This is a genomic window from Rothia kristinae NBRC 15354, assembly GCF_001570865.1.
Classification (GTDB): Bacteria; Actinomycetota; Actinomycetes; order Actinomycetales; family Micrococcaceae; genus Rothia; species Rothia kristinae.
In genome coordinates, this window is record NZ_BCSM01000009.1 from 100754 (window position 1) to 112605 (window position 11852).

Consider the following 11852-nt stretch of genomic DNA (forward strand, 5'->3'; position numbering starts at 1 on the left):
CCGCGGCGAAGCACCAACTGGAGAACACGAACAGTGCCTACCATTCAGCAGCTGGTCCGCAAGGGCCGGACTCCCAAGGTCGAGAAGACCAAGGCGCCCGCACTGAAGGGCAGCCCCATGAAGCGCGGCGTGTGCACCCGCGTCTACACCACCACCCCGAAGAAGCCGAACTCCGCGCTGCGCAAGGTCGCTCGCGTGAAGCTCAACGGCGGCGTCGAGGTCACCGCGTACATCCCCGGTGAGGGCCACAACCTGCAGGAGCACTCCATCGTGCTCGTGCGCGGCGGTCGTGTGAAGGACCTCCCCGGCGTGCGGTACAAGATCGTGCGCGGCGCGCTGGACACCCAGGGCGTCAAGAACCGCGGCCAGGCCCGCTCCCGCTACGGCGCGAAGAAGGAGAAGAAGTAATGCCTCGTAAGGGTCCCGCTCCCAAGCGTCCTCTCGTCGTCGACCCGGTCTACGGCTCCCCGCTGGTCACCCAGCTGATCAACAAGGTCCTACAGGACGGCAAGAAGTCCACCGCCGAGCGCATCGTCTACGGCGCCCTCGAGGGCGTGGCGCAGAAGGCCGAGGGCGGCGACGCCGTGGCCACGCTGAAGAAGGCCATGGACAACATCAAGCCCTCCCTGGAGGTCCGCTCCCGCCGCGTCGGCGGCGCCACCTACCAGGTGCCGGTCGAGGTGCGCGCCGGGCGCGCCACCGCGCTGGCCCTGCGCTGGCTGGTCGGCTTCTCCAAGCTGCGCCGCGAGAAGACCATGACCGAGCGTCTGATGAACGAGATCCTGGATGCCTCCAACGGTCTCGGTGCCGCTGTGAAGCGCCGCGAGGACACCCACAAGATGGCCGAGTCCAACAAGGCCTTCGCCCACTACCGCTGGTAATCTCATGCCCCACCCGCCCGCCGGCACCGGCGGGCGGGTCCCGAGGGCACGGATCCACCTGAAGGAGACACCGTGGCACGTGACGTGCTTACCGACCTGAACAAGGTCCGCAACATCGGCATCATGGCCCACATCGATGCCGGCAAGACCACGACGACCGAACGCATCCTGTTCTACACGGGCATCAACCACAAGATCGGTGAGACCCACGACGGCGCCTCCACGATGGACTGGATGGCCCAGGAGCAGGAACGCGGCATCACCATCACCTCGGCCGCGACCACCACGTTCTGGAAGAACAACCAGATCAACATCATCGACACCCCCGGCCACGTGGACTTCACGGTCGAGGTCGAGCGCGCCCTGCGCGTGCTCGACGGCGCCGTGGCGGTCTTCGACGGCAAGGAGGGCGTGGAGCCCCAGTCCGAGACCGTGTGGCGCCAGGCCGACAAGTACGAGGTCCCCCGCATCTGCTTCGTCAACAAGATGGACAAGCTGGGCGCGGACTTCTACTTCACCGTGGACACCATCGTCAAGCGCCTGGGGGCCAAGCCCCTGGTCATGCAGCTGCCGATCGGCGCGGAGAACGACTTCGTCGGCGTCGTCGACCTGCTGGAGATGAAGGCCTACGTGTGGCCCGGCGACGCCAAGGGCGATGTCACCATGGGCGCGGAGTACGAGACCCGGGACATCCCCGAGGAGCTCAAGGACCGCGCGGAGCAGTACCGCAACGAGCTGATCGAGGCCGTCGCGGAGGCCTCCGAGGAGCTCATGGAGAAGTACCTCGAGGGCGAAGAGCTCACGATCGACGAGATCAAGGCCGGCGTGCGCCAGCTGACCGTGAACAACGAGGCCTACCCCGTGTTCTGCGGCTCGGCCTTCAAGAACCGCGGCGTGCAGCCCATGCTGGATGCGGTCATCGACTACCTGCCGTCCCCGCTGGACGTGCCCCCCATGATCGGGCACGACCCCAAGGACGAGGAGGTCGAGCTGACCCGCAAGCCCTCGAAGGACGAGCCGTTCTCGGCCCTGGCCTTCAAGGTCGCCGCGCACCCGTTCTACGGCCAGCTGACCTACATCCGCGTCTACTCCGGCGTGGCCTCCTCCGGCCAGCAGGTCACCAACTCCACCAAGGGCCGCAAGGAGCGCATCGGCAAGCTGTTCCAGATGCACTCCAACAAGGAGAACCCGGTGGAGGAGATCCAGGCCGGGCACATCTACGCGGCGATCGGGCTGAAGGACACCACCACGGGGGACACCCTGTGCGATCCGGCCCACCCGATCGTGCTGGAGTCCATGACCTTCCCGAAGCCCGTGATCTTCGTGGCCATCGAGCCCAAGACCAAGGGCGACCAGGAGAAGCTGTCCACCGCCATCCAGAAGCTCTCCGCCGAGGACCCCACGTTCACCGTGAACCTCAACGAGGAGACCGGCCAGACCGAGATCGGCGGCATGGGCGAGCTGCACCTGGACATCCTGGTGGATCGCATGAAGCGCGAGTTCCGCGTGGAGGCCAACGTGGGCAAGCCCCAGGTGGCCTACCGCGAGACCATCAAGAAGGCCGTGGAGAAGGTCGACTACACCCACAAGAAGCAGACCGGCGGCTCCGGTCAGTTCGCGAAGGTGCAGGTCTCCTTCGAGCCGATCGCCCTGGACTCCGAGGAGCTCTACGAGTTCGAGGACAAGATCACCGGCGGGCGCGTGCCGCGCGAGTACATCCCGTCCGTGGATCACGGCATCCAGGACGCGATGCAGCTGGGCATCCTCGCCGGGTACCCGGTCGTGGGCGTGAAGGCCACCCTGGTGGACGGCGCCTACCACGACGTCGACTCCTCCGAGATGGCCTTCAAGATCGCCGGCTCCATGGTCTTCAAGGAAGGCGCGCGGCGCGCTAACCCGGTCCTGCTCGAGCCCCTGATGGCCGTGGAGGTCCGCACCCCCGAGGAGTACATGGGCGACGTCATCGGCGACCTGAACTCCCGGCGCGGCCAGATCCAGTCCATGGAGGACGTCGCCGGCATCAAGCTGGTGGCCGCCCTCGTCCCGCTGTCCGAGATGTTCGGCTACATCGGCGACCTGCGCTCCAAGACGCAGGGCCGCGCGGTGTACTCGATGACCTTCGACAGCTACGCCGAGGTCCCCAAGGCCGTGGCGGACGAGATCATCCAGAAGTCCCGCGGGGAGTGATCCCCACTCCGCCGGTCCGCCCCGCACGGGGCGGGCCGACGGGGACCCCCGGCTTGCGCCGGCGCTTCACGCGTCTGCGGGAAATCCGCTAAGGTAGACAGGGAATCCGTCTTCCACAGCGGACTGCGCGCGGCCAGCGCAAGCTTCCACACAAACGTTCTAGGAGGAACACCCTTGGCTAAGGCTAAGTTCGAGCGCTCCAAGCCTCACGTCAACATCGGCACCATCGGTCACGTCGACCACGGCAAGACCACCCTGACCGCCGCGATCTCCAAGGTCCTCGCCGAGAAGTACCCGGACCTCAACGAGCTCCAGGACTTCGGCATGATCGACTCCGCTCCCGAGGAGCGGCAGCGCGGCATCACCATCAACATCGCGCACATCGAGTACCAGACCGAGAAGCGCCACTACGCCCACGTGGACGCCCCCGGCCACGCGGACTACGTGAAGAACATGATCACCGGTGCCGCCCAGATGGACGGCGCGATCCTCGTGGTCGCCGCCACCGACGGCCCGATGGCCCAGACCCGCGAGCACGTGCTGCTCGCCCGCCAGGTCGGCGTGCCGACCCTGCTGGTCGCCCTGAACAAGGCCGACATGGTCGAGGACGAGGAGCTGCTGGACCTCGTCGAGATGGAGGTCCGCGAGCTGCTGTCCTCCCAGGAGTTCGACGGCGACAACGCCCCCGTCATCCGCGTCTCCGCGCTGAAGGCGCTGGAGGGCGACGAGAAGTGGGTCAAGTCCATCGAGGAGCTCATGGAGGCCGTGGACGAGTACATCCCGGACCCCGTGCGCGACAAGGACAAGCCGTTCCTGATGCCCATCGAGGACGTCTTCACCATCACCGGGCGCGGCACCGTGGTGACCGGTCGCGCCGAGCGCGGGACCCTGGCCCTGAACTCCGAGGTCGAGATCGTCGGCATCCGCCCGATCCAGAAGACCACGGTCACCGGGATCGAGATGTTCCACAAGCAGCTCGACGAGGCCTGGGCCGGCGAGAACTGCGGTCTGCTGCTGCGCGGCCTGAAGCGCGACGACGTCGAGCGCGGCCAGGTCGTGGTGAAGCCGGGTTCCATCACCCCGCACACCAACTTCGAGGCGAACGTCTACATCCTGTCCAAGGACGAGGGTGGGCGTCACAACCCGTTCTACTCGAACTACCGTCCGCAGTTCTACTTCCGGACCACCGACGTCACCGGCGTCATCACCCTGCCCGAGGGCACCGAGATGGTCATGCCCGGTGACAACACCGAGATGTCGGTCGAGCTGATCCAGCCGATCGCCATGGAGGAGGGCCTCGGCTTCGCCATCCGCGAGGGTGGCCGCACCGTGGGCTCCGGTCGTGTGACCAAGATCGTCAAGTAAGGTCACCCGACCTGCTCGGTCGGCGCGGGCAGCCCCCGCGCCGACCGGATCTGCGAGAAGGCCCCGGCACACTTCAGGTGTGTCGGGGCCTTCCCGCGTCCCCGGGCGCGTGCCGCGCGATCGCCGGCCATGGGTCGCCGCCATCGCCCGCTGCCCTCGGTGGGTGTGTGTTCTACCACGAATCCCTCCAGCGCTTGCGGGCGGCTTGCCGGGCATGGCAGGATGGAGAACGTTGTTCAAGCGCTTGCAGGCGTCGATGCGCCGCGTGCACCGGAAGTCCCGCTTCCGGCTCACGGCGGTGCGCTCCGCGCAAGCCACAACGACCCGGTCCGAGATGTTCACGGCGTCTCCGCGCGCAGCGCGCGCGACACGCCCGAGTTCGGGGGTCGGTGCTTCGGCGAGGTGAGGAACCCGGAATCCGTCCGGATTCAGCTCGTGCGAAGCGGCGCCAGGATCCCGCAGCGATCGCCCCAGCGGCGAGCGGCTCGCGGGCGCTTGCCTGAAGACGCCACCACAAGGGACCGTCCGGTCCCATCACAGGGAAGTACTTGAAGAAAGAGAGTCCGACAGATGGCGGGACAGAAAATCCGCATCCGGCTGAAGTCGTATGACCACGAGGTCATCGATTCCTCGGCTCGCAAGATCGTTGAGACGGTGACCCGCGCGGGCGCCACGGTGGTCGGCCCCGTGCCGCTGCCCACCGAGAAGAACGTGTACTGCGTGATCCGCTCGCCGCACAAGTACAAGGACAGCCGCGAGCACTTCGAGATGCGCACGCACAAGCGGCTGATCGACATCGTCGATCCCACGCCGAAGGCCGTCGACTCGCTCATGCGCCTCGACCTCCCGGCAGACGTGAACATCGAAATCAAGCTGTAAAGAGGATCGCATCCCCATGACTAACCACTTCGAGCGCCAGGTGAAGGGCCTGCTGGGCACCAAGCTCGGCATGACCCAGGTCTGGGACGAGAACGGCAAGTTCGTGCCGGTGACCGTCGTCAAGGCCGACTCCAACGTCGTCACCCAGCTGCGCGACCAGGACACCGACGGCTACTCCGCGGTGCAGATCGGCTTCGGTGCGATCGATCCGCGCAAGGTCACCAAGCCCATGGCGGGGCACTTCGAGAAGGCCGGGACCACCCCGCGCCGCCACCTCGTGGAGATCCGCACCGCGGACGCCTCCGAGTACTCCCTCGGCCAGGAGCTGAAGGTCGAGATGTTCGAGGCCGGCCAGAAGGTCGACGTCATCGGCAAGACCAAGGGCAAGGGCTTCGCCGGCGTCATGAAGCGCCACGGGTTCAAGGGCGTCTCCGCCTCCCACGGTGCGCACAAGAACCACCGCAAGCCCGGGTCCATCGGCGGCGCCTCCTACCCCGCGCGCGTGTTCAAGGGCATGCGCATGGCCGGGCGGATGGGCAACACCCGCCACACCACCCAGAACCTCACGATCCAGGGTGTCGACACCGAGAACAACGTGCTGCTGATCAAGGGCGCCGTCCCCGGCCCCAAGAACGGCGTCGTTCTGGTGCGCACCGCTGTGAAGGGAGCCTGACACCATGGCAGTCGAAACCCTGAACGTCGACCTGCCCGACGACGTCTTCGCGCTGGAGCCCAACACGGCTCTGCTGCACCAGGTCGTCATCGCGCAGCTGGCCGCCGCCCGCCAGGGCACCCACAAGGCCAAGAACCGCGGAGAGGTCTCCGGGGCCGGGCGCAAGCCCTTCAAGCAGAAGGGCACCGGCCGGGCCCGCCAGGGCTCCATCCGCGCCCCGCACATGACCGGCGGCGGGATCGTCCACGGGCCCGTCCCGCGCGACTACTCCCAGCGCACCCCCAAGAAGATGAAGGCCGCGGCCCTGCGCCAGGCCCTCTCGGATCGGGCCGCCCACGGTCGCATCCACGTGGTCTCCTCCCTGGTGGACTCCGTGTCCACCAAGGCCGCGAAGGCCGCCCTGGCCGAGATCACCCCGCGCAAGAACGTCCTGGTGGTCATCGACCGCAAGGAGGACGCCGTCGCGCTGTCCGTGCGCAACCTGGTGAACGCCCACGTGCTCTACGCCGACCAGCTGAACACCTACGACGTGCTGCTGGCCGACGACGTGGTCTTCACCAAGGACGCCTACGACGTGTTCGTGGCCGTGGCCAGCAAGGCCGGAAAGAACCAGGAGGTCGCCCAGTGAGCGCCACCATCAAGGATCCCCGTGACGTCATCATCGCCCCCGTCGTCTCGGAGAAGAGCTACGGCCTGATCGACGAAGGCAAGTACACCTTCGAGGTCGACCCCCGCTCGAACAAGTCCGAGATCAAGGACGCCGTGGAGCGCATCTTCGGCGTCAAGGTCTCGGGTGTGAACACCATCAACCGTGCCGGGAAGCGCAAGCGCACCCGCTTCGGCTGGGGAGCGCGCAAGAGCACCAAGCGTGCCGTCGTGACCCTGCGCGAAGGCAGCATCGACATCTTCGGCGGTCCGCAGGCCTGAGCCTGCGGAGACCACTTGAACGAGGAAGACAACTATGGCAATCCGTAAGCACAAGCCGACGACCCCGGGCCGCCGCGGCTCGAGCGTCGCCGACTTCGCAGAAATCACGCGCACGACCCCGGAGAAGTCCCTGGTCCGTCCGCTGCCCAAGAACGGCGGGCGCAACAGCTCCGGGCGCATCACCACCCGGCACAAGGGCGGTGGCCACAAGCGCCAGTACCGCCTGATCGACTTCCGCCGCCACGACAAGGACGGCGTGAACGCCCGGGTCGCGCACATCGAGTACGATCCGAACCGCACCGCGCGCATCGCGCTGCTGCACTACGTGGACGGGGCGAAGCGCTACATCATCGCCCCGAACCGCCTGCAGCAGGGCGACGTCGTGGAGTCCGGCCCCAACGCCGACATCAAGCCCGGCAACAACCTGCCGCTGCGCAACATCCCCGTGGGCACCGTGATCCACGCGGTGGAGCTGCGTCCCGGCGGGGGCGCCAAGCTCGCCCGCTCCGCCGGCGCCTCCGTGCAGCTGGTGGCCAAGGAGGGCAAGTACGGCCAGCTGCGCCTGCCCTCCGGGGAGATCCGCAACGTCGACGTGCGCTGCCGCGCCACGATCGGCGAGGTCGGCAACGCCGAGCAGTCCAACATCAACTGGGGCAAGGCCGGGCGTAACCGCTGGAAGGGCATCCGCCCGACCGTGCGCGGCGTCGTCATGAACCCGGTGGACCACCCGCACGGCGGTGGCGAGGGCAAGACCTCCGGCGGTCGGCACCCCGTCAACCCGAACGGCAAGCCCGAGGGGCGCACCCGCCGTCCGAACAAGGACAGCGACAAGCTCATCGTCCGTCGCCGTCGCACCGGCAAGAAGCGCTAAGGAGCCTGACACATGCCTCGCAGTCTGAAGAAGGGCCCTTTCGTCGATCAGCACCTCTACCTGAAGGTCGCCGCTCAGAACGACAAGGGCACCAAGAACGTCATCAAGACGTGGTCCCGCCGCTCGATGATCATCCCCGACATGCTCGGGCACACGATCGCCGTGCACGACGGACGCAAGCACATCCCCGTGTTCATCACCGAGTCGATGGTCGGGCACAAGCTCGGCGAATTCGCTCCCACGCGGACCTTCCGCGGCCATGTGAAGGACGACCGCAAGGGCAAGCGCCGCTAGGTCGGGTTCCCCCGATCCAGCAGCTCACGCTCTTCGGCTAGAAGACGAAAGAGAGATAGGCAATGGAAGCCAAGGCATCTGCGCGCTACGTTCGCGTGACGCCTATGAAGGCCCGGCGCGTCGTCAACCTGATTCGTGGCAAGCAGGCGAATGAGGCTCTGGCGATTCTGAAGTTCGCCCCGCAGGGCGCTTCGGAGCCGGTGTTCAAGATCGTGGAGTCCGCGGTGGCCAACGCCCGCCAGCTGGCTCAGCGCGACAGCGTCGCCTTCACGGAGGAGGACCTGTACGTGTCCGAGGCCTTCGTGGACGAGGGCCCCACCATGAAGCGGTTCCAGCCGCGGGCCCAGGGGCGCGCGTACCGCATCAACAAGCGAACCAGCCACATCACCGTGGTGCTCGCTACCCCGGAGAACGAGGAGGACCGCTAAGTGGGACAGAAGATCAACCCGCACGGATTCCGACTGGGGATCACCACGGACCACAAGTCGCACTGGTTCGCTGACTCCACCAAGGAAGGCCAGCGCTACAAGGACTTCGTTCGTGAGGACATCAAGATCCGCGAGCTCATGTCCAAGGGCATGGACCGCGCCGGCATCGCCAACGTCGAGATCGAGCGGACCCGGGACCGCGTGCGCGTGGACATCCACACCGCCCGCCCCGGCATCGTGATCGGCCGCCGCGGCGCCGAGGCCGACCGCATCCGCGGCGAGCTGGAGAAGCTCACCGGCAAGCAGATCCAGCTGAACATCCTCGAGGTCAACAACCCCGAGGTCAACGCTCAGCTGGTCGCCCAGGGTGTGGCCGAGCAGCTGGCCTCCCGCGTGGCCTTCCGCCGCGCGATGAAGAAGGCCATCCAGTCCGCTCAGCGCGCCGGTGCCAAGGGCATCCGGATCCAGTGCGCCGGGCGTCTGGGTGGGGCCGAGATGTCCCGCTCGGAGTTCTACCGCGAGGGCCGCGTGCCCCTGCACACCCTGCGGGCGAACATCGACTACGGCTTCTTCGAGGCCAAGACCACCTTCGGCCGCATCGGCGTGAAGGTCTGGATCTACAAGGGCGACCTGACCGACAAGGAGCTGGCCGCCCAGCAGGTCGCGCAGGGCAACCGGCGCGGCGGCCGCGGCGGGGACCGTCGCGGCGGTGCCGGCGAGCGTCGCGGCGGCGAGCGCCGTCGTCGCGGGGCCTCCGCCGAGCATCGGCAGGAGCGGCGCACCGACAGCCAGCAGCCCCAGGGCGATGCGGCTCGCACCGGTGCCTCCGCGCAGGCCGAGACCACGACCGCAGAGAATGGTGAGGCATAAATGCTGATTCCCCGTCGCGTCAAGTACCGCAAGCAGCACCACCCCAAGCGCACCGGCGTCGCCAAGGGCGGCACCACGGTGTCCTTCGGGGAGTGGGGCGTGCAGGCGCTGGCCCCGGCGTACGTGACCAACCGCCAGATCGAGGCGGCGCGTATCGCCATGACCCGCTACATCAAGCGCGGTGGCAAGGTCTGGATCAACATCTTCCCGGACCGCCCGCTGACCAAGAAGCCCGCCGAGACCCGCATGGGCTCCGGTAAGGGCTCCCCGGAATGGTGGGTCGCCAACGTCAAGCCCGGCCGCGTGCTCTTCGAGCTGTCCGGCGTCACCGATGAGGTGGCGAAGGAAGCCCTGCGCCTGGCCATCCACAAGCTCCCCATGAAGGCACGCATCGTGCGCCGCGAAGGTGGTGAATAGAAATGGCAGTTGGATCGAAGGATCTGTCGATCGATCAGCTCGAGGACCTGGACTCCGCGGCTCTGGCCGAGAAGCTGCGTGAGTCTAAGGAGGAGCTGTTCAACCTCCGTTTCCAGAAGGCCACCGGCCAGCTCGAGAACCCGGGCCGCTTCAAGGCCGTCAAGCGCGACATCGCCCGCATCTACACGGTGCTGCGCGAGCGCGAGCTGGGCATCCGCCCCGAGGTCGAGGCCTCGGCCCCGGAAGCCTCGGACAAGAAGGCCGACAAGAAGGCCGCCAAGGCTGCGAAGAAGGCCGCGAAGGCCAGCGAAGGTGATGCCAAGTGAGTGAAGTCAAGACGGAAGAGCGCAACCTGCGCAAGACCCGCCGCGGCTACGTCGTCTCCGACAAGATGGACAAGACCGTCGTCGTCGAGGTCGAGGACCACGTCAAGCACGCGCTGTACGGTAAGGTCATGCGCCGCAGCTCCAAGGTGAAGGCTCACGACGAGCAGAACACCGCCGGCGTCGGCGACCTGGTGCGGATCATGGAGACCCGCCCGCTGTCCGCGACCAAGCGGTGGCGGATCGTGGAGATCCTGGAGCGGGCCAAGTAAGCCCTGCGTCTCCGGGAGTGCGGTGCCCAGCGCGCCGTCTCCATCCCGTGAAGGAGCCCCTTCCCCGTCTGCGGGGGAGGGGCTCCTTCGTGTCCTGCGTCGCATCTGCGTGACCCGGGGCTGCTATCGCTTGAAGCGAACGAATCCGCCGACTAAGGTGAGCCTGAGCTAATCGATCACTCCGGGGAGCCTTCATGCCCGTCATCGTCCCAGCCGGACCGCGCCGCACCGGGCGTCTGCGCACCCTCCTCGCCCTCCTGCTGGCACTCCTGTGCGCCAGCGTGCTGGCCGGGTGCGGGTCCGACGCCGGGGACGCCGAGTCCGACTCCGCCGGGCCCACCCGCACCGTCAAGGACATCGAGGGCACCGAGGTGCAGGTGCCGGAGAACCCGCAGCGGGTCGTGACCCTGTCCGAGCCGACCCTGGACGGGGCGCTGGCCCTGGGGGTCAAGCCCGTCGGGTCCGTGGCTGGGCGCGGGCAGTCCGGGGTGCCGCACTACCTGGCCGACAAGGCCGACGGGGTGAAGCTGCTGGGCAGCGTCTCGGAGCTGGACTACGAGGCCATCGGCGCGATGGACCCGGACCTGATCCTGGTGGACGGCACCAGCGTGAACAACCGCCCGGACGTCCTGGAGATCCTGCGCAAGATCGCCCCGGTGGTGTTCACCGGGTACGCCGGCGGACCCTGGGAGAAGAACTTCGATCGGGTGGCCGACGCGCTGAACCTGCAGGACAAGGCACGGCAGATCGAACAGGACTACCGCTCCACCGTGGAGCAGGACAAGCAGAAGCTGGCCGGTCGCTACGGGGACAAGACCTTCTCCATCGTGCGCTGGCAGGGCGGCGGAGCCTCCCTGATCCTCAAGGAGCTGCCTGCCGGCCGAGCCCTGACCGACCTCGGGCTCAAGCGCCCGCAGAACCAGGACCGCATGGGCCTGGGCCACTCCGACCCGGTCTCGCTGGAAAACCTGAACCAGATCGACGCCGACTACATGTTCTTCGGCACCCTGGGCGGATCCAGCCAGGACAACCCCAACGCCGGCGGCACCGCCGATCTCAGCGGCGCGCAGACCGCGCTGAAGGAAGCCGAGAAGGCCTCCGGCTTCACCGACCTGACCGCCTACAAGGACGGACACATCATCCCCGTGGACGGCTCCCGATGGACCTCCACCGGCGGCCCGCTGCTGATGCAGGGCATCGTCGCCGACGTGATGAAGGACCTGGACCAGTGATCCGTCCGCTGTCCGCCCACCGCACCCCGAAGGAAGCCCCCGCCGCCGTGAACCGCCTCATCTCCCACCCGCTGCGTCTGGCCGTGGCCGCGCTGCTGACGCTGGCCCTGCTCCCGCCCGCGGGACTGCCGAGCCTGACCCCGGCCCATGCGGCCGAGGACGAGACCCAGACCGTGAAGGCCTCCGACGGCACGGCGACGGTGACCTCGGTGAAGACGGTCCGTGAGGGCGCC

The 11852-nt window shown here is 67.5% G+C and carries 17 protein-coding genes; all 17 read left to right on the forward strand.

What is annotated here, in order from left to right:
* Positions 1-33: 33 nt before the first annotated feature.
* Positions 34-408 carry a 30S ribosomal protein S12 gene (gene rpsL, locus KKR01S_RS06885; RefSeq protein WP_055684592.1) on the forward strand — a complete coding sequence of 125 codons (375 nt, stop codon included), beginning with the start codon at positions 34-36 and terminating at the stop codon, positions 406-408.
* On the forward strand, positions 408-881 hold the full coding sequence (gene rpsG, locus KKR01S_RS06890; RefSeq protein ID WP_055684591.1) for a 30S ribosomal protein S7: 474 nt from the start codon (positions 408-410) through the stop codon (positions 879-881). The genes rpsL and rpsG overlap by 1 nt, the downstream gene beginning before the upstream one ends.
* Before the next feature lie 72 nt (positions 882-953).
* Positions 954-3068 (forward strand): elongation factor G, encoded by a 2115-nt coding sequence (gene fusA / locus KKR01S_RS06895; protein ID WP_055684590.1) that lies wholly within the window; start codon positions 954-956, stop codon positions 3066-3068.
* 174 nt (positions 3069-3242) lie between these two features.
* Positions 3243-4433 carry an elongation factor Tu gene (gene tuf / locus KKR01S_RS06900; protein WP_055684589.1) on the forward strand — a complete coding sequence of 397 codons (1191 nt, stop codon included), beginning with the start codon at positions 3243-3245 and terminating at the stop codon, positions 4431-4433.
* 570 nt (positions 4434-5003) lie between these two features.
* Positions 5004-5312: a 30S ribosomal protein S10 gene (gene rpsJ / locus KKR01S_RS06905; RefSeq protein WP_030015043.1), complete on the forward strand. Its 309-nt coding sequence runs from the start codon at positions 5004-5006 to the stop codon at positions 5310-5312.
* A 16-nt stretch (positions 5313-5328) separates the two neighbouring features.
* Positions 5329-5985, forward strand: a complete 657-nt coding sequence (gene rplC / locus KKR01S_RS06910; protein WP_055684588.1) for a 50S ribosomal protein L3 — start codon at positions 5329-5331, stop codon at positions 5983-5985.
* A gap of 4 nt (positions 5986-5989) precedes the next feature.
* On the forward strand, positions 5990-6613 hold the full coding sequence (gene rplD / locus KKR01S_RS06915) for a 50S ribosomal protein L4 (RefSeq protein WP_055684587.1): 624 nt from the start codon (positions 5990-5992) through the stop codon (positions 6611-6613).
* Positions 6610-6912, forward strand: a complete 303-nt coding sequence (gene rplW, locus KKR01S_RS06920; protein WP_055684586.1) for a 50S ribosomal protein L23 — start codon at positions 6610-6612, stop codon at positions 6910-6912. Before rplD ends, rplW begins: the two co-directional genes overlap by 4 nt.
* 34 nt (positions 6913-6946) lie before the next feature.
* Positions 6947-7783 (forward strand): 50S ribosomal protein L2, encoded by an 837-nt coding sequence (rplB, locus tag KKR01S_RS06925; protein WP_058731519.1) that lies wholly within the window; start codon positions 6947-6949, stop codon positions 7781-7783.
* Between the two features lie 12 nt (positions 7784-7795).
* Positions 7796-8077, forward strand: a complete 282-nt coding sequence (gene rpsS / locus KKR01S_RS06930; protein WP_055684584.1) for a 30S ribosomal protein S19 — start codon at positions 7796-7798, stop codon at positions 8075-8077.
* Positions 8078-8139: 62 nt separating this feature from the next.
* The gene (rplV, locus tag KKR01S_RS06935; RefSeq protein WP_055684583.1) at positions 8140-8505 is read left to right on the forward strand and encodes a 50S ribosomal protein L22; all 366 of its coding nucleotides are present in this window, start codon (positions 8140-8142) and stop codon (positions 8503-8505) included.
* Complete coding sequence (gene rpsC / locus KKR01S_RS06940) at positions 8506-9375, forward strand: 30S ribosomal protein S3 (protein ID WP_061225632.1); 870 nt, start codon at positions 8506-8508, stop codon at positions 9373-9375.
* Entirely contained in the window at positions 9376-9792 is a 417-nt protein-coding gene (gene rplP / locus KKR01S_RS06945; protein ID WP_055684581.1) for a 50S ribosomal protein L16, read from the forward strand.
* A 2-nt stretch (positions 9793-9794) separates the two neighbouring features.
* A complete protein-coding gene (gene rpmC / locus KKR01S_RS06950; protein WP_061225633.1) occupies positions 9795-10118 on the forward strand; it encodes a 50S ribosomal protein L29 in 324 nt (107 codons plus the stop codon).
* A complete protein-coding gene (gene rpsQ / locus KKR01S_RS06955) occupies positions 10115-10387 on the forward strand; it encodes a 30S ribosomal protein S17 (RefSeq protein WP_055684579.1) in 273 nt (90 codons plus the stop codon). The genes rpmC and rpsQ overlap by 4 nt, the downstream gene beginning before the upstream one ends.
* Positions 10388-10581: 194 nt before the next feature.
* Entirely contained in the window at positions 10582-11619 is a 1038-nt protein-coding gene (locus tag KKR01S_RS06960) for an ABC transporter substrate-binding protein (RefSeq protein ID WP_061225634.1), read from the forward strand.
* Positions 11616-11852 (forward strand): hypothetical protein (locus tag KKR01S_RS06965; RefSeq protein WP_131800593.1); only part of this gene is annotated, 237 nt, incomplete at its 3' end. The genes KKR01S_RS06960 and KKR01S_RS06965, both read left to right, overlap by 4 nt.